General features: G+C 40.5%; 15 protein-coding genes. 14 read left to right on the top strand and 1 reads right to left on the bottom strand.

Going from position 1 to position 17,352, the window contains the following annotated elements:
• Positions 1–19: 19 nt before the first annotated feature.
• Positions 20–919, bottom strand: coding sequence for a DNA-binding transcriptional regulator HcaR (gene hcaR / locus BMW42_RS08565; protein ID WP_035267131.1), 900 nt, complete (start codon positions 917–919; stop codon positions 20–22).
• Between the two features lie 281 nt (positions 920–1,200).
• Between hcaR and hcaE the strand changes: the two genes are divergently transcribed.
• The 14 genes from hcaE to BMW42_RS08495 all read left to right on the top strand — a co-directional run bounded on the left by hcaE (position 1,201) and on the right by BMW42_RS08495 (position 17,177).
• Entirely contained in the window at positions 1,201–2,568 is a 1,368-nt protein-coding gene (hcaE, locus tag BMW42_RS08560) for a 3-phenylpropionate/cinnamic acid dioxygenase subunit alpha (RefSeq protein ID WP_092767097.1), read from the top strand.
• The gene (gene hcaF / locus BMW42_RS08555) at positions 2,565–3,083 is read left to right on the top strand and encodes a 3-phenylpropionate/cinnamic acid dioxygenase subunit beta (protein ID WP_035267127.1); all 519 of its coding nucleotides are present in this window, start codon (positions 2,565–2,567) and stop codon (positions 3,081–3,083) included. Before hcaE ends, hcaF begins: the two co-directional genes overlap by 4 nt.
• Positions 3,083–3,409 (top strand): 3-phenylpropionate/cinnamic acid dioxygenase ferredoxin subunit, encoded by a 327-nt coding sequence (gene hcaC, locus BMW42_RS08550; RefSeq protein ID WP_092767096.1) that lies wholly within the window; start codon positions 3,083–3,085, stop codon positions 3,407–3,409. Before hcaF ends, hcaC begins: the two co-directional genes overlap by 1 nt.
• Before the next feature lie 2 nt (positions 3,410–3,411).
• Positions 3,412–4,227, top strand: coding sequence for a 3-phenylpropionate-dihydrodiol/cinnamic acid-dihydrodiol dehydrogenase (hcaB, locus tag BMW42_RS08545; protein ID WP_035267124.1), 816 nt, complete (start codon positions 3,412–3,414; stop codon positions 4,225–4,227).
• A gap of 68 nt (positions 4,228–4,295) precedes the next feature.
• Complete coding sequence (locus BMW42_RS08540) at positions 4,296–5,261, top strand: 3-carboxyethylcatechol 2,3-dioxygenase (RefSeq protein ID WP_092767095.1); 966 nt, start codon at positions 4,296–4,298, stop codon at positions 5,259–5,261.
• Between the two features lie 4 nt (positions 5,262–5,265).
• Positions 5,266–6,495, top strand: a complete 1,230-nt coding sequence (gene hcaD / locus BMW42_RS08535) for a 3-phenylpropionate/cinnamic acid dioxygenase ferredoxin--NAD(+) reductase subunit (RefSeq protein WP_092767094.1) — start codon at positions 5,266–5,268, stop codon at positions 6,493–6,495.
• A gap of 112 nt (positions 6,496–6,607) precedes the next feature.
• Entirely contained in the window at positions 6,608–7,489 is an 882-nt protein-coding gene (locus BMW42_RS08530) for a DMT family transporter (protein WP_092767093.1), read from the top strand.
• 433 nt (positions 7,490–7,922) lie between these two features.
• Complete coding sequence (locus tag BMW42_RS08525; RefSeq protein WP_035267118.1) at positions 7,923–9,296, top strand: diaminobutyrate--2-oxoglutarate transaminase; 1,374 nt, start codon at positions 7,923–7,925, stop codon at positions 9,294–9,296.
• A 3-nt stretch (positions 9,297–9,299) separates the two neighbouring features.
• Positions 9,300–10,832, top strand: coding sequence for a pyridoxal phosphate-dependent decarboxylase family protein (locus BMW42_RS08520; RefSeq protein ID WP_092767092.1), 1,533 nt, complete (start codon positions 9,300–9,302; stop codon positions 10,830–10,832).
• A 353-nt stretch (positions 10,833–11,185) separates the two neighbouring features.
• A complete protein-coding gene (locus BMW42_RS08515) occupies positions 11,186–12,211 on the top strand; it encodes a substrate-binding domain-containing protein (protein ID WP_092767196.1) in 1,026 nt (341 codons plus the stop codon).
• Between the two features lie 99 nt (positions 12,212–12,310).
• Positions 12,311–13,690 (top strand): phosphate ABC transporter permease subunit PstC, encoded by a 1,380-nt coding sequence (gene pstC / locus BMW42_RS08510; protein ID WP_092767091.1) that lies wholly within the window; start codon positions 12,311–12,313, stop codon positions 13,688–13,690.
• Positions 13,690–15,078 (top strand): phosphate ABC transporter permease PstA, encoded by a 1,389-nt coding sequence (gene pstA, locus BMW42_RS08505; RefSeq protein ID WP_092767090.1) that lies wholly within the window; start codon positions 13,690–13,692, stop codon positions 15,076–15,078. The genes pstC and pstA overlap by 1 nt, the downstream gene beginning before the upstream one ends.
• A 12-nt stretch (positions 15,079–15,090) precedes the next feature.
• Entirely contained in the window at positions 15,091–16,014 is a 924-nt protein-coding gene (gene pstB / locus BMW42_RS08500; protein ID WP_035267112.1) for a phosphate ABC transporter ATP-binding protein PstB, read from the top strand.
• A gap of 116 nt (positions 16,015–16,130) precedes the next feature.
• Positions 16,131–17,177 carry a M20/M25/M40 family metallo-hydrolase gene (locus BMW42_RS08495; protein ID WP_092767089.1) on the top strand — a complete coding sequence of 349 codons (1,047 nt, stop codon included), beginning with the start codon at positions 16,131–16,133 and terminating at the stop codon, positions 17,175–17,177.
• Positions 17,178–17,352: the final 175 nt, after the last annotated feature.

Below are 17,352 nucleotides of genomic sequence, written 5' to 3'. Positions count from 1 at the left end.
TAATTTGAAAAAAAATTAATTAATTACGATTAATATCAAGGTAAAAAACAGAGCTCAGTAAGTCCATAAATTTTTTGACGCCTTCTGAGTTAGTACTTTTTCTATAGCTTGCAAATAAATCGATTGAAGGTAATTCCACGTCTAGCGGGCGAATCACGGTGTTGTTCATCGTCAGTGGTGCGATATATCCAGGTAGAAAAGTACAGCCCAGGTTCATGCCAATAGAATTAATGTTAAAGAGGATATTGTCTGCAGTTTGAACAATATTTAAATTGATTTGATGGTATTTTGCAAAATCTAGAATGATCTTATTTAGGGTTTGAGATTGCTGTTCAGAAGGAATAATGAAATCGATTCCATCGAGCTCTTTTACTGGAATGCGATCGTATTTAGCGAGTGGATGATCTTTGGGGAGTAAGAAAATCAAAGGTTCTCGTAAAACAAATTGACTTTCGATTTCATCACTAAATAGATTTTGACGAGTAAAAGCGATATCAATTTCGCCTTTTTTTAACATTTTTGACTGATCGGAATTGTTTAAGCTTAACAATTCAATCTTTAAATCCCGGTTTTGAACACGAAGATTAGGGAGAACGTAAGGAAAAATTTTCATTTCAACGACAGGAACAAAGCCAATACGTAACAATTGCTGTTTAGATTTGGCAATCTGACGAGTCATTGCGACTGCTTTGTCTGCTTGGGCTATCGTGAGGCGAGCTTGTTCAAGGAAGACTTGACCCTCCTCAGTGAGTTCTACCTTACGTTTTGTACGATAAAGCAAAGGGACGCCAATTTCATCTTCAAGATCTTTAATCTGCTGGCTCAATGATGGCTGAGCAGTATAAAGGCGCAAGGCTGCTTTGGTGAAGTTGAGTTCTTCTGCCACAGCAATGAAATATCGTAGGTGTCGTAGTTCCATAAAAAATCATCCAAAGATTGATTCATATAATGTCTAAATATGATCAAGTGCGAGTATAGTTCACAAATGGATATTCGGTGAAGTGGGGCTGAGCATATTGAAGTATCAACGTTATTATTAAAATATGGTAAAATTCACGTATTCAGCGATTGATTAATTTATCGATAAAACATCTTGATTCAAACAAAAAAAATATTTCCCCAAAACTCGTTCAAAACTCATTATCTCTGCAAAGTTGAGTCTATTAGTTTGTGTCTAATTTAGTCACAGGAGAGCTTTTCATGAGTGGGAAAATTGATGTGCGCGAAATCGATGCTTTAGTCGATGCACAAAATGGACGTATCACGCCATCTATTTATACAGATCCAGATATCTATGAACTAGAACTTGAACGTGTGTTCGGTCGTACATGGTTATTCCTTTGCCATGAAAGCCAAATTCCAAAGGCTGGTGATTTCTTCAATACCTATATGGGTGAAGATCCGATCATCGTGGTACGTCAAAAAGACGGTTCAATCAAAGCATTGTTAAACCAATGTCGTCACCGTTCAATGCGCGTGAGCTTTGCTGACTGCGGTAACACTCGTGCATTTACATGTCCATACCACGGTTGGTCTTATGGCGTAGACGGCTCTCTTAAAGATATTCCTCTTGAAGATCGTGCATTCCCTCAAGGCGCATGTAAAGAGAAGTGGAGTTTGATCGAAGTAAACCGTGTGAAGTCTTATAAAGGCTTAATCTTCGGTTGTTGGGATGAAACAACTCCAGACCTTGAAGAATACATGGGTGATATCGCTTGGTACTTAGATGGCGTATTAGATCGTCGTCCAGGTGGTACTGAGATCATCGGTGGTGTTCATAAGTGGGAAATCGAATGTAACTGGAAATTTGCGGCTGAACAGTTTGCATCTGACCAATATCATGCATTGTTCTCTCACGCATCTGCGATTCAAGTATTAGGTGCTAAACCTGATGATGAATCTACTAAGAAATTAGGTGCTGCGCAAACTGCACGTCCGGTATGGGAAACTGCGAAAGACGCGATCCAATATGGTTCACGTGGTCACGGTTCAGGCTTCTTCTTTACAGAGAAACCAGATGCAAACGTATGGGTTGATGGTGAAGTAGCAAACTATTTCCGCGAAACTTACGAAGAAGTTAAAGAGCGTCTTGGTGAAATTCGTGCGTTACGTCTTGCTGGTCACAACACGATGTTCCCAACATTGTCTTGGTTAAACGGTACAGCAACACTTCGCGTATGGCACCCACGTGGTCCAAACAAAACTGAAGTATGGGCGTTCTGTATTGCGGATGCTGAAGCGTCACAAGAAGTGAAAGAAGCGTTTGAACGTTCTGCGACACGTGCATTTGGTCCAGCTGGTTTCTTAGAGCAAGATGACTCTGAAAACTGGATCGAAATTCAAAAAGTCTTACGTGGTTACAAAGCGCGTCAAAACAAACTCATTATGGAAATGGGTCTTGGCAACGAGAAAATTCGTGAAGATGGTATCCCTGGGATCACCAACTACATTTTCTCAGAAACTGCGGCACGCGGCATGTACCGTCGTTGGGCAGACTTGCTAATCCATGAAAAATGGGAAGATGTTGAGAAAGCAGCTGACGAATATGAGAAGGAGCTTATGAAATGAGTCAAGTGAGTTTAGAACTTCACCATCAAATTAGCCAATTCCTCTATCGTGAAGCGAAATTGCTTGACGATTGGAAATTTCGCGACTGGTTAGATACGTTAGCTGAAGATATTTCTTACACGCTACGTACAACACCAAATGCTCAAACGCGTGACCGTCGTCGTTCAATTGAACCACCTACAACTTGGGTGTTCAATGATACGAAAGATCTTTTAGAGCGTCGTGTTGCTCGTCTTGAAACAGGTATGGCGTGGGCTGAAGAGCCTCCATCACGTACAACTCATATGGTGAGTAACGTGATCGTAGAAGCTACTGAAGTTGAAGGCGAATACGATGTATACGTTACATATCTTTTGTACCGTACACAAAAAGAGAAAGATGTCACGATTTACTGTGGTAAACGTCATGACAAGATCCGTAAAGTTGAAGGTGGCTTAGGCTTCCAAATTTTCAACCGTAAGATCACGCTTGATCAAGTTACCTATAACTCTCACAACCTGAGTGTATTCTTCTAATGAATAAGATTTTTGTTTGCCAAGTTGACAAATTAGACGAAGGCGAAGCGTTGAAAGTAGATTGCGGCGTTAACGGTATCGATGCGCTTGCAGTGTTTAACAATGGTGGTGAGTTCTTCGCAATGAATGACCGTTGTTCTCATGGTAATGCTTCAATGTCAGAAGGTTATCTTGAAGACGATGGCACTGTCGAATGCCCATTGCATTCAGCTCGCTTCTGTTTAAAAACCGGTCAAGCATTATGTTTACCAGCGACAGATCCAATTCAAACTTTCCCAGTGATTGTTGAAGATGGTGCGTTATACGTTGAGATGGCAGGAGAGTAATCATGGGTTGGCTTAAAGGCGAAGTTGCACTGATCACAGGTGGTGGTTCTGGTTTAGGTTGGGCTTTAGTTGAACGCTTCCTTGAAGAAGGTGCACACGTTGGTGTGTTACAACGTTCACAATCTAAAGTCGATGCTTTAAAAGAACGCTTTGGTGATCAAATTGTTGCAATCGCTGGTGATGTTGCCAACTATGAAGACAATGTCCGTGCTGTAAAAGCAACTGTTGAGCGTTTTGGTAAGCTTGATTGCTTTATTGGTAATGCAGGAATCTGGGATCACTACGCAGATATCGTCAATACTTCAGGTGAGCAACTTGATAAAGCGTTTGACGAAATCATGGGAATTAATACGAAAGCATTAATTCTAGGTGCTAAAGCTGCACTTGATGAGTTAGTAAAATCTGAAGGTTCGATAATCTTCACACTATCTAACTCAGCATTATATTCTGCGGGTGGTGGTCCAGTTTACACAGCATCTAAGCATGCTGGCGTAGGCATCATGAAGGAATTGGCGTACGAGCTTGCACCCAAAGTTCGTGTGAATGCTGTTGCGCCGTCAGGTATGAATGTAAACATTAAAGGTGCTGCATCATTAGGCCAAGAAAATCTAGGTCTTTTAGATGCGCGTGATCCTGAGAAAATCGCGCGTGGTATGCCGTTGAACTTCTTACCTGAGCCTGAAGAAATGACAGGTTCTTATGTGCTCTTGGCATCTCGTCAAAATAACCGACCTTTAACTGGTGTTCTGATCAATGCAGAATGTGGTTTGGGTATTCGTGGTCTACGTCAACCACGTGCTGGTTTCTTTGACGAATAAAATCTAGTCTAAAAAATGGACTTATCGGCAGCCTGTTCTAAGGCTGCCTTCCTTTTAAGGAGTCTCTCATGGCCGTTAAACTTATTTGTGCTTCGCACAGTCCTTTAATGGAATTTGCTTCACCTCAAGATCAGTCAAAAGAGCAAAAAGTACGTGCTGCTTTTGAACAATTATCTGCTGAAGTAAAAGCTTACGATCCAACACTGATCATTACTTTTGGTCCAGACCATTTTAACGGTTTTTTCTACGACCTTATGCCAAGTTTCTGTGTCGGTATCCGTGCTACGGCTGCTGGTGACTGGGATTACGGTAAAATTGACAATAAAATCGATGTTCCTGAAGACAAGGCTTTGGCGCTTGTGCGTCAAGTTCTAGATGAGGGTGTTGATGTTGCATACTCATATCGTATGCAGGCTGACCATGGTGTGACTCAACCATTACACTTCCTTTGTGATGGAAAACTTGATCGTTATAAAACGATTCCAATATTTATTAATGGCGCTGCCGCTCCAATGCCAACCACAAAGCGTACTATTGCTTTAGGTCGTGCGGTTGGACAATATATAAAGTCACTTAATCTTGAAAATGAGCGTGTACTTGTATTGGGTACAGGTGGTTTGTCTCATGATCCACCAACACCTCAAATGGGTTCAGTGCCACCAGAAGTTGAAGAGTTTTTAATTGCTGGCCGTAATCCAACTGAAGAAGCACGTAATGCGCGTCAAGCGAAAATTATTGCAGTTGGTCAGAAACTTGCTGCTGGAGATACATCAGTTGCAGTACCGCTGAGCCCTGAGTGGGATATCGCATTGCTTGAGAAATTTAAACAAGCAGATTTTGCTGCAATGAAAGCGATGACTGAGGCAGAAATTCGTGTCGAAGGTGGTCGTGGTGGTCAAGAAGTGCGTTGCTGGATGGCAGCATTTGCTGCACTGAGCGAAGTTGGTGAGTATGAAATGACAACTCACTGCTATGAAGATATTAGTGAGTGGATTGCGGGCTTCGGTATCGTATCTGCGGAATTAAAAGGTTAATCCCATGAGCAATGTAAACAACATCGTCATCGTTGGTGCGGGTCAAGCAGGCGCAAGTGCGATCCTTGAGCTTCGTGCAAACAAATATGAAGGTAAAATCACATTAATTGGTGATGAAACGCATCTTCCTTATGAGCGTCCACCACTGTCTAAAGACGTGATTTTAAAACCTGAAGAAACCAAGATTGAAATTTTATCTGAAGAAAAATTAGCAGATCTTGGTGTGACAGCAATTCGCGGTAATGGTGTCGTGAAAATCAACGCTGAAGCCAAAACTGTCGAACTTCAAAATGGTGATGTTGTTGCTTATGACAAATTGCTGATTGCAACTGGCGGTGCAGCACGTCGTCTTCCAAACTTCGATGCACTTGGCAAACATGTTTACACGCTGCGTAATCTTGAAGATTCACAAGCCCTTGTACCAGTGTTACAAAAAGGTCAACGTATCATCCTGATTGGTGGTGGTGTAATCGGTCTTGAGCTTGCATCATCTGCACGTTTCAAAGAATGTGAAGTCACTGTCATTGAAATGGGACCAATGGTGATGGGGCGTTCATCGCCACGCATCTTGAGTGAATTCTTGCTTGAACAGCAAAAATTGGCAGGTGTGGATGTTCGTCTTTCAACTTCAATTGCAGATTGCAAGCTTGATGGCGAAGAAATTGTGGTGACTTTAGCTGATGGCGAAGAACTTCGTGCGGATGCTGTGGTTTACGGTATCGGTATTGTGCCAAATGCACAGTTGGCAGTTGATGCTGGTCTTGACGTTGATCTCGCGATCAAAGTAAACGAAAATTGCCAAACCTCGAATGCTGATATTTATGCGGCAGGTGATGTGGCAACTCAACTTCGTGACTGTGGTAACCACCGTCGTGTTGAGACTTGGGAAAATGCCAATCTTCAAGCAGGTATCTTTGCACGCCATGTGATGGGTGTAGAACATCCTACTCCTAATCCAGCATGGTTCTGGACAGATCAGTTGGACATTAACTACCAATTCGTAGGTGATATGGCAGCAGCTGAGTGGTTAGTACGTGGTGAAATCAATCCTGAGCTACGTGCAGAATCTTCATTTGTATTGTTCGGTGTGACTGACGGTATTATTGTTGGTGGTATTACGGTAAATGCGGCTAAAGAAATGCGTCATCTTAAAAAATTGATTAGCAAACAAGCTGCATTTGAAGCAGATAAATATTTAGATCTTAGCCAAGACCTTCGTAAACTTGTGAAGTAAACTTGGTGAGATTGTGCAACAGACCTAGGGTAACTTAGGTCTGTTTTTTATGTGCCTAAGAAAATATTGATTTAATTTTGAGCAAATTACGAATTCTAGTTCCTCGAATATAATGGTTGTTGCGAGTATATATGCCTTATTGGTATTGATATGGGCTGCAACACCACTTGCCATTGTATGGAGTGTTGCAGAAATTCATCCAATGTGGGTGCTCATCATTCGATACTTTGGTGCATCTATAATTGCTTTGGTGTTGCTCAAAATGATGCGTGATCCACTCCCGTTTGATCATGTATCGCTGAGAAGTTATGTGGCTGGTAGCCTAAATTTAATAGGTGCGCAGTTATTTATCTACTTAGCAGCAAATTATTTAACGTCAGGCTTAATGGCACTGATCTTCGGATTTTCGCCATTAATTGCAGGTCTCATTGGACATCTCATCCTAAAAACACATAAGTTGTCTATTTTACAATGGAGTGGAATGGTCATTGCCGTATTGGGTCTCACATTTGTTTTTGCAGAATCTGCAGATGAGCGAGTCAATCCTTGGGGTGTGGTTCTGATGCTGATCAGTATGGTGTCGTATATCAGTTCGATTTTTTGGGTCAAAGAAATTAATGCACCTTTAAGCCCCATGAGTCAGGCGACAGGTTCATTAATCTTTTCAGCTTTAGGATCACTCTTAATCATTCCATTCATTTGGCAACAAATCCCAACTGTGCTACCAAGTACGCAAGCGATGGTGGGTTTTTTGTTTACAATGATCATGTCATCAATTGTTGCGATGCTGTGCTATTTTTGGTTAATCCGCCGCTTAGCAGCGTCGACAGTGTCTTTGAGTAATGTCATGACGCCAGTCATCGCCCTAGTTTTGGGGGCATCCTTAAATAATGAAATTATTCATAATGAAGCCTTGTGGGGGATTGTCGTTGTGATGATGGGGTTGCTGATGTATTTTAATCGAGAACTCTTGAAACTATTCTTAAAAAAATGAGTGAAAAAAAGTGGTTTTAATCACACACGTACAACTACATGAATATATAAGATTCATAATGTTACAAAACTATGCTTTAGCCCAAGCTCGAATTTAGGAATACTGAAAAAGTCAGTTCAAATCAGCAAAAAAAATTGAACATTTTTTGCATAATTTGGACTGTTTTACTTTAGCTCAAGTTCAAACTTATCTAAAATAGAAGTGGTACAGTTTGAAATCTATACAAGTTATCAATTTGTCACATTAATATTTTAGAATCTGCTGGTGAAAACGATAGAAATCTATTTATTTTATTTCAAAATTCGTTATCATCGCGCCCTCTAGTTATAACTCTACACAATAGGCTAACTAGAACTCTATAAAGCACCGAGTCAAAGGACCGCAAGTCACCCGACTTATTTCTATTAACCCATATCAGAGATGGTAATTCGATATGAGCGTTTCTTCTGTAAATCCTGCACCTAATTCTACTAACGAATACTATTTGACTCGCCAAAGTCAGATGGAATCTAATGTTCGTAGCTATCCACGTAAATTGCCGTTAGCGATAGCAAAAGCTCAAGGTTGCTGGGTTACTGATGTTGAAGGTACAGAGTACCTCGATTGTTTAGCTGGGGCAGGAACATTGGCTTTGGGCCATAATCATCCTGCGGTCATTCAAAGTATTCAAGACACTTTAGCGAGTGGTCTTCCATTACATACTTTGGATTTAACGACACCTTTAAAAGATGCTTTTACTGAAGCTTTACTTGCTGAATTACCGGGTGGTAAAGAAGAGTACTGCCTACAGTTCTGTGGTCCATCTGGTGCAGATGGTACAGAAGCAGCAATTAAACTTGCAAAAACATATACTGGCCGTGGCACTGTGATCAGCTTCTCTGGTGGCTACCATGGTATGACTCACGGCTCATTAGCAATGACAGGTAATTTGTCTGCTAAAAACGCTGTTAATGGTTTAATGCCAGGCGTTCAATTCATGCCGTATCCACATGAATACCGTTGCCCACTAGGTTTAGGTGGTGAAGCGGGTGTTGACGCGCTTACTTATTTTTTTGAAAATTTCATCGAAGATGTTGAAAGCGGTGTGACTAAGCCTGCTGCAGTTATCCTTGAAGCGATTCAAGGTGAGGGCGGTGTGGTTACAGCACCTGTGAAATGGTTGAAAAAAATTCGTGAAGTGACTGAAAAGCACAATATCGTTTTAATTCTTGATGAAGTACAAGCTGGTTTCGCGCGTTCAGGAAAAATGTTTGCCTTTGAACATGCGGGTATCGAACCTGATGTTGTAGTGATGTCGAAAGCAGTAGGTGGAAGCTTACCACTTGCAGTACTTGGTATTAAGCGTAAGTTTGATGCTTGGCAGCCTGCAGGTCACACGGGTACTTTCCGTGGTAACCAATTGGCTATGGGTACTGGTCTTGCTACGATCAAAACGATTAAAGAACAAAATCTTGCGCAAAACGCACAAGAGCGCGGTGATTTCCTTCAAGCTGAATTGAAGAAATTAGCTGCAGAATTCCCATGTATCGGTAATGTACGTGGCCGCGGTTTAATGATCGGTATCGAAATCGTTGATGAGCGTAAACCTGCTGACCATATGGGTTCACTTCCTGCAGATGGTCAATTGGCTGCTGCAATCCAAGCAGCGTGTTTCAACAACAAATTGTTGTTAGAAAAGGGTGGACGTAACGGTACAGTGATTCGTCTACTTTGCCCATTAATTATTAACCAAGCTGAATGTGAAGAAGTAATTGTGCGCTTTAAGAAAGCAATTTCTGAAGCATTAGTTGCGGTACGAGGCGCTTAATTCATGGTAGATTTTGCAGAACACCGTAAAGCTTTGCTCTGTAATGATGCTGCATCCATTGCTGACTATACGTCAGCAATGGATCAGGCAACTCAAGCAGTAGCAGCTTGGTTACAAAATGACAAAATGTACACAGGCGGTAGCATTAAAGAGCTTCGCAGTGCAATTGCATTTAATCCTTCTAAAGAAGGATTGGGTGTGGAAAAGTCATTAGAGCGTATGGTTGAGCTATTCCTTAATAAGAGCTTAAAAGTACATCATCCTCATTCTTTGGCGCATTTGCATTGTCCTACTATGGTGACTAGCCAAATCGCAGAAGTACTCATTAACGCAACTAACCAATCGATGGACTCATGGGATCAAAGCCCTGCAGGTTCATTGATGGAAGTTCAGTTGATCGATTGGCTTCGTCAAAAAGTTGGTTATGGTGCAGGTCAAGCAGGTGTGTTCACCTCTGGCGGTACGCAGTCAAACTTGATGGGTGTATTGCTTGCACGTGATGCATGTATCGCGAAAAACTGGAAAGACGAAAACGGCAATCCGTGGTCTGTTCAGCGTGATGGCGTACCTGCGGAAGCGATGCGTAACGTTAAAGTCATTTGTTCTGAAAATGCTCACTTCTCTGTGCAAAAGAACATGGCGATGATGGGAATGGGCTTCCAATCTGTAGTGACTGTGCCTGTTGACGAAAATGCGCGTATGGACATGGATGCACTAGAGAAAACCATGGCACACCTTCAAAATGAAGGCAAAATTGTGGCATGTGTGGTTGCAACTGCAGGTACTACCGATGCGGGTGCAATTGATCCTTTAAAGAAAGTCCGTGAAATCACCAACAAGTACGGCGCGTGGATGCATATCGATGCAGCATGGGGCGGTGCTTTAATCCTATCTAATAATCACCGTGATTTGTTAGATGGTATCGAGCTTTCTGATTCAATCACACTTGATTTCCATAAGCATTACTTCCAAACGATTTCTTGTGGTGCATTCTTACTTAAAGATGAAGCGAACTATCGCTTTATGCATTATGAAGCGGAATACTTAAACTCTGCTTATGATGAAGAGCATGGCGTACCAAACCTTGTTTCTAAATCTCTACAAACTACACGTCGTTTTGATGCGTTGAAATTGTGGATGACGATTGAAGCACTCGGTGAAGAGCTTTACGGCTCTATGATTGATCATGGTGTTACTTTAACGCGTGATGTTGCAGATTATATTAAAGCAACAGATGGTTTAGAGTTATTGGTTGAGCCACAATTTGCATCAGTCTTATTCCGTGTAATTCCTGAAGGTTACCCAACAGAATTACTCGATACACTGAACCAAAACGTTGCGGATGAATTGTTTGCACGTGGTGAAGCGAATATTGGTGTGACTAAAGTCGGTCAGGTTCAATCATTGAAAATGACAACTTTAAGTCCAGTGGCAACTTTAGACAATGTGAAGAACTTGCTTGCGCTTGTACTGGCTGAGTCTGATCGCATCAAAGCTTCAATTGCTGATGGTACATATACGCCACCAATCGATTAATAGATTGTTTTTGAAAAAAAGCGCTCAATTGAGCGCTTTTTTGATATTCAAAATTCATAACTTTGACATATTTTTAGATCATGATTGAAGAAATCTTTATGCAGAATTAGGGGGATAATTATTAAAGAATAAGTAGGTAATAAAAATATCAGTGTTTAACCGTAATTATTATAAATCATTGAAATATATTTAAAAAATAAATAAGCAGGTTGGTGTAATAAAAATAATAAAATCGTAATAAAGCTGTAACCTTATTGTCATATTATCAAATCAAAATGCATGTATCGAAATAAGTACAATACTTCAATAAAAAGTAGCGTACTCCAAATTTGCATAAATTGAGAGATAACATGATGCGCTTTACAAATATTGCAATTGCATTAGCACTTTCTGGGGCAGCTGTAGCAACAACCGCAAATGCAGCACGTGACACAATTCAAATTGCGGGTTCTTCTACAGTATTGCCATATGCAAGTATTGTGGCTGAAGAATTCGGTAATAACTTCCCTCAATTTAAAACACCAGTAGTTGGTTCAGGCGGTTCGTCGGGTGGTTTAAAACAATTTTGTAATGGTGTTGGCGACAATACGATCGATATTGCTAACTCATCTCGTGCAATTAAATCGAGCGAATTGGCTGAATGTAAGAAAAATGGCGTTAACCGAGTATTAGAAATTAAAATCGGTTACGACGGTATCGTATTTGCTTCAAATGCTAACAAAGCAGCTTATAAATTACGTCCACAACATGTATTTGCAGCTTTGGCAGCTGAATTGCCTTCAAACGGTAAAATGGTAAAAAACCCATATACACGTTGGAATCAAATTGATAAATCATTACCAAATGAGCCAATCACGCTTGTAATCCCAGCTTCGAATCATGGTACACGTGAAGTCTTCCAGGAGAAAATGGTGGACGCTGGTTGTGAATCGTATGCTGCTATTAAAGCTTTAGATAAAGATGCCAAAAAGAAAGCTTGCACAACGTTCCGTAAAGATGGTCGTGTTGTGGAAATTGCGGGTGACTATACAGAAACACTTGCACGCTTAAAAACTTCTCCAAGTGCTGTTGGTGTGTTTGGTTTAGGTTTCTATGATCAAAACCGTGACCGTTTACGCGTTGCAACTGTGAACAATGTGGCACCGTCTGAAAACACGATTTTAAATGGTTCTTACCCTGTATCACGCCCATTATTCTTCTATGTAAAAGGTGAACACTTGAAATCAATCAAAGGTTTACCACAGTTTACTGAGTATTTCTTAAACAAGCGTGTTTCAGGTAAAGGTTCTAAGTTAGAAAAAGCGGGCTTAATTTCACTCTCTGACAAAGAACGCGCATCAATTTTGGCAAACTTTAAAGCAGGTAAAGCTGTTAAGTAATCAAACGACAAACTAATGGCAGGAATTATCCTGCCATTGGTTTTTTCATTGAAAAAAGTTTTTTCAAACCATGAAAATTGAAAAGACAGTGGAGAATACATGAATCTGCTACTTATAGGTGTGTTACTGGCGATCATCGCCATTGCCTATCAAATCGGATTACGCAAAAGCCGTAACTTAGCAGGTCAGGGAAATAACTCTGCCGCTTTGCATTCACGTCCTGGTTACTATGGGGCATTAGTTGCGTTGTGGTGTGGTATCCCTGCATTTTTAATTTTGATTGTTTGGAACTTGGTTGAGCCAACGATCTTGGAGCAGGTGGTGCTTAATCATTTGCCACAGGATATTAAAGCAAGTCTAGATCCAGCAAGCCTAAACGTAGTTGTTGACCGTGTTCAAGCGATTGCATCCGGATTTGGTGTCAGTGATACAGCAACGTCCTATGAAGTTGCAGCTGCAGAGCAACTGAGTAAATTTTCAACTATTGGCTCTTTTGCAAAATTAGCAGTTGTCATTTGCGCTGCATTGGCAGGGTTAGTATGGGCAAAAAAAAGAATTAGCCAAGATTTTAGAGCGCGTAATCAGGTCGAGAAAGTCATCAATGTTGGCTTAGCTTTATGTTCTGGTGTCGCAATTCTTACAACACTTGGAATTGTAATGTCGATGTTTGGAGAAGCGATGCGCTTCTTCAGCTTTGTTAATCCTTTTGATTTCTTCTTTGGAACAGAGTGGAACCCGGGTTTCAGTACTTCGGGAAGTGCAGAAGGAAGCTATGGTTTACTTCCATTGTTGTGGGGTACGCTCATGGTCAGTGGGATCGCACTATTGGTTGCTGTACCAGTAGGTTTAATGATCGCGATTTATTTGGCTGAATATGCTTCTCCTCGCTTCCGTTCTTGGGCAAAACCGACCATTGAAGTTTTAGCTGGTATTCCAACGATCGTTTATGGTGTATTTGCACTCATGATTATTGGCCCATTTATTAAAACTGTAGGGGCAATGGTTGGTATTGATATCAACGCAACGAGTGCGCTCACTGCAGGTTTTGTCATGGGAATCATGATCATTCCTTTTGTGTCTTCTTTATCTGATGACATTATTACTCAAGTGCCTCGAGCATTACGTGATGGATCTTTAGGATTAGGGGCGACCAAATCTGAAACGATTCGTAAAGTGGTCATTCCAGCAGCGTTGCCTGGCATTATTGGTGCATTTTTATTGGCTGCTTCCCGTGCAATTGGCGAAACTATGATCGTAGTTCTAGCAGCTGGTAACAGTCCTCTTTTACACGCAAATCCATTAGAAGCTGTTTCGACCGTAACGATTACGATTGTTAATCAATTAACAGGTGATACTGACTTTGCAAGTCCGCAAGCATTAGTCGCTTTCGCACTAGGACTTACATTGTTTGTGATTACTTTAGGTTTGAACATTGTTGCACTTTACATCGTGCGTAAATACCGTGAGCAATACGACTAATGAGTACTTCTAATCCTAATACTCTCGAGACAGTTGATTCAGCAACAGCTGAGCAGCTTAGAGAAAAGCGTAAGAAGACTATTCAGAATTCTTTAGCTAAACGTCATCGTAAAGAAAAGACGTTCCGTTTCTTCGGTTTTTCAGCAGTGATTGCTGGCTTATTCTTCGTAGTATTGCTATTCGGTAGTATTTTAGCGAAAGGCTTGCCTGCTTTTTGGCAAAGTAGCATGAATTTGCCAATCTATTTCGATCCAAAAATTGTTGAAGTTGGTCCAAAGCCTGTACTGGCTGAAGGTGAGAATCCAGCTCAGTATGAAGAACGCTTTATTGAGTGGCAGACTGAAGTTGGCATGGTGGATTGGGATGCATTGATCATCAATGCCATGATCAAACAAGACCCTCAACTTGAAGCCCAACGTGATGATTTAAGCTATATCTATACGAGCTCTGAAGCATATCGTATCCGTGATATGGTGATGAATGATCCAAGCTTGGTTGGTAAAACAGTGGATGTAAAAGTCCTTGCCGATGCAAATATTGATGTGTGGCTTGCAGGTAATATTGATCGTTCTTTGCCAGATGAACAGCAACAACTTAGTCCTGAGATTCGTCAAATTGCCGATGAACTCAAGGCTAAAGGTGTTATCGAAAATTCATTTAACACGAATATTTTCACGAGTCCTGACTCTCGTAGTTCACCAGCGACATCTGGTTTAGCTGGTGCATTCATGGGCTCATTGTTCATGATGTTGATTGTAATCTTTATTTCGATTCCAATCGGTGTTGCATCTGCGATCTATCTTGAAGAGTTCGCACCAAAGAACTGGATTACAGATATTGTAGAAGTCAACATCAATAATTTGGCTGCTGTTCCATCGATTGTATTCGGTTTGCTTGGTGCTGCAATTTTTATTGGTTGGATGCATTTACCATTATCTGCCCCTTTGGTAGGTGGTCTTGTGTTAAGTTTAATGACGTTGCCAACGGTGATTATTACGACACGAGCTTCTTTAAAAGCCGTTCCACCTTCGATTCGCCAAGCTGCATTGGGATTGGGTGCATCAAGACTGCAAACTGTTTTTCATCACGTCCTGCCTTTGGCATTACCAGGTATTTTAACAGGTGCGATTATTGGTGTGGCTCAAGCATTGGGTGAGACTGCGCCGTTGTTGTTGATTGGTATGAGTGCTTTTGTAGCCAGTGTTCCAGCAAGCCCATTCGATCAATCTACAGCGCTGCCTGTACAGATTTTCTTGTGGCAGGGTAATGAACTTCGTAACTTCTTTGAAGGTCGTACTGCTGCAGCCATTATTGTTCTCCTTGCGATGATGATTAGCTTAAATAGTTTAGCGATCTGGTTACGTAAGAAATTTGAAGTCCGTTGGTAGTCGGAGCAAAATATGAATACAGTAACTTCGCAAGTAACTCAAAATTCCTTAAAAAAGGATCAATCAGTGAATTCAGATCAAACACAATTTACATCTCAAGATGCAAATCAAAAAACGTCAACTTCGTTTGTTTCACAATTTGACACGCAAAGCGAAAATAAAAAAGAAGCAAAATCGGATGTTGTAAAACTGAGTACAACTGATGTTCATGTTTATTATGGTGAATCTGAAGCGATTAAAGGCATTGATCTTAATATTTACCAAAATGAAGTGATTGCTTTTATTGGTCCATCTGGATGTGGTAAGTCAACATTCCTACGTACTTTAAATCGTATGAACGACACGATAGATAGTTGTCGGGTAACGGGTAAAGTCATGTTGGATAATCAAGACATTTATGATCCTAATCTCGACGTAGTACTACTTCGTGCGCAAGTGGGTATGGTGTTCCAAAAGCCAAACCCATTCCCAAAATCAATTTTTGAAAACGTTGCATACGGACCTAAACTCCATGGTTTAGCACGTGACAAATATGATTTAGAAGAGATCGTTGAAAATAGTTTACGTAAAGCGGGCTTGTGGGATGAAGTTAAGGATCGTTTGAATCAGCCTGGAACTGGTTTATCAGGCGGTCAACAGCAACGTCTATGTATTGCTCGAACTATTGCAGTTTCGCCAGAAGTGATTTTAATGGACGAACCTTGTTCAGCACTTGACCCAATTGCTACGGCTAAAGTTGAAGAGTTAATCGCTGAGCTTTCAACACAATATACTATTGCAATCGTTACGCACTCAATGCAACAAGCTGCACGTGTATCAGACCGTACTGCCTATTTCCATTTAGGTGATTTGATTGAAGTGAATTCGACAGAAAAAGTATTTACTCAACCTGATCATCAATTGACTGAGGCATATATTACGGGTCGATTTGGTTAATTAAAAATTTAGAAACATAAATAAAAAGAGTCTTCGGGCTCTTTTTTTATTACAAAAATCTGTGGATGGAATAAGGTTTTTCTCTAAAATGGAATTCTTAATAAACTGATATCCACATGACAATGAAAAAAATACTTTGTTTAACAGCATTAATGACCAGTATTTTTATGTTGAGTGCTTGCTCACATACACCAAATCAAAATCAACAAGTAACCATGCAAATCAATACTTCGAATTTGATCGAACAACGTCTCATGAGTCATCTTAGTGCCTTAGAAGATATTGCAGCAGCTCATGGCGGTAATCGCGCAGTTGGAACGGATGGTGGTAAGGCAACTGCAACCTATATTATTGAAGAGGCAAAAAAAGCTGGTTTGCACGCTCAGATGTTGCCGTTTGAAAATCGCAATAAGATTGTAGGTCAGAATATTATTATCGAAATCAAAGGTAAAAATCCTGATTTAGCTACGATAATCGGTGCGCATTATGATTCTGTGACCACAGGGCCTGGGATCAATGATAATGGTACAGGTGTAGCCGTTCTATTAGAGCTATTACAACATTATTCAAAATCTGAAAATCATCCTCAAAATACAATTTACCTTGCATTTTGGGATTCTGAAGAAGATGGTATCGGAGGTTCGCAAGATTTTGTTGCTAAAATGACACCTGAACAGCTGAAGGGAATAAAGGCTTATATCAATGTTGATATGGTCGGTACAAAAAATCCGAATATTTTGGTTGCTGATGTAGATAAATCTTCATTAAAAGATTTAGAAGCCCAGTTTAAGTCTGCTGGATTATCTGAATCTGACTATAAACCAATGATTGATGGCTTAAAGTCTTTACCTAGTCATCCAGAAGATACTGCGCTTGAAGAACATTTAAAATCATTCTTTAAAGCAAAGAACTTAACGATCAAAGAAGACATCACCACTTTAACAGCAAGCGACACATCACCATTTCTAGGAAAAGTGCCGGTCACATCGATCATTTTATTTAATGAACAAGAACGTCCAGGTTCAAACGAGGGGGAGATAATTTTAGATTTTGCGCCATGTTATCACCAAGCTTGTGATACCAAGGATTTAGTTGATCCAAAATCTATGATTATGGCTCTAGAGGCGATTCAACATCTGTTAAAAGTCACCAACACTCAATAGTTGAGATGACTGAAGAATTATTTAGGCGTATCTCATTTGAATTGCATCATAGGGTGCAATTCAATTTTTTTTACTGAATAAAAAAGATTTATTCGTAAACTCGATCGAAAATATGTCTTAAAGCAGTTTTGCTATCTAGCTGAATTTTGCAATACACAGTAGAATATGCGCTCTC

The organism is Acinetobacter sp. DSM 11652, from assembly GCF_900109815.1.
Taxonomy (GTDB): domain Bacteria; phylum Pseudomonadota; class Gammaproteobacteria; order Pseudomonadales; family Moraxellaceae; genus Acinetobacter.
Note: the sequence above shows the minus strand (reverse complement) of the source record. Positions and strands in the feature narration are given on the sequence as shown.

Excerpts from the sequence above, each read along its gene's own strand:
- hcaR (WP_035267131.1), bottom strand. The coding sequence starts at position 919 with ATGGAACTACGACACCTACGATATTTCATTGCTGTGGCAGAAGAACTC.
- hcaE (WP_092767097.1), top strand. The coding sequence starts at position 1,201 with ATGAGTGGGAAAATTGATGTGCGCGAAATCGATGCTTTAGTCGATGCA.
- hcaF (WP_035267127.1), top strand. The coding sequence starts at position 2,565 with ATGAGTCAAGTGAGTTTAGAACTTCACCATCAAATTAGCCAATTCCTC.
- hcaC (WP_092767096.1), top strand. The coding sequence starts at position 3,083 with ATGAATAAGATTTTTGTTTGCCAAGTTGACAAATTAGACGAAGGCGAA.
- hcaB (WP_035267124.1), top strand. The coding sequence starts at position 3,412 with ATGGGTTGGCTTAAAGGCGAAGTTGCACTGATCACAGGTGGTGGTTCT.
- BMW42_RS08540 (WP_092767095.1), top strand. The coding sequence starts at position 4,296 with ATGGCCGTTAAACTTATTTGTGCTTCGCACAGTCCTTTAATGGAATTT.
- hcaD (WP_092767094.1), top strand. The coding sequence starts at position 5,266 with ATGAGCAATGTAAACAACATCGTCATCGTTGGTGCGGGTCAAGCAGGC.
- BMW42_RS08530 (WP_092767093.1), top strand. The coding sequence starts at position 6,608 with ATGGTTGTTGCGAGTATATATGCCTTATTGGTATTGATATGGGCTGCA.
- BMW42_RS08525 (WP_035267118.1), top strand. The coding sequence starts at position 7,923 with ATGAGCGTTTCTTCTGTAAATCCTGCACCTAATTCTACTAACGAATAC.
- BMW42_RS08520 (WP_092767092.1), top strand. The coding sequence starts at position 9,300 with ATGGTAGATTTTGCAGAACACCGTAAAGCTTTGCTCTGTAATGATGCT.
- BMW42_RS08515 (WP_092767196.1), top strand. The coding sequence starts at position 11,186 with ATGCGCTTTACAAATATTGCAATTGCATTAGCACTTTCTGGGGCAGCT.
- pstC (WP_092767091.1), top strand. The coding sequence starts at position 12,311 with ATGAATCTGCTACTTATAGGTGTGTTACTGGCGATCATCGCCATTGCC.
- pstA (WP_092767090.1), top strand. The coding sequence starts at position 13,690 with ATGAGTACTTCTAATCCTAATACTCTCGAGACAGTTGATTCAGCAACA.
- pstB (WP_035267112.1), top strand. The coding sequence starts at position 15,091 with ATGAATACAGTAACTTCGCAAGTAACTCAAAATTCCTTAAAAAAGGAT.
- BMW42_RS08495 (WP_092767089.1), top strand. The coding sequence starts at position 16,131 with ATGACAATGAAAAAAATACTTTGTTTAACAGCATTAATGACCAGTATT.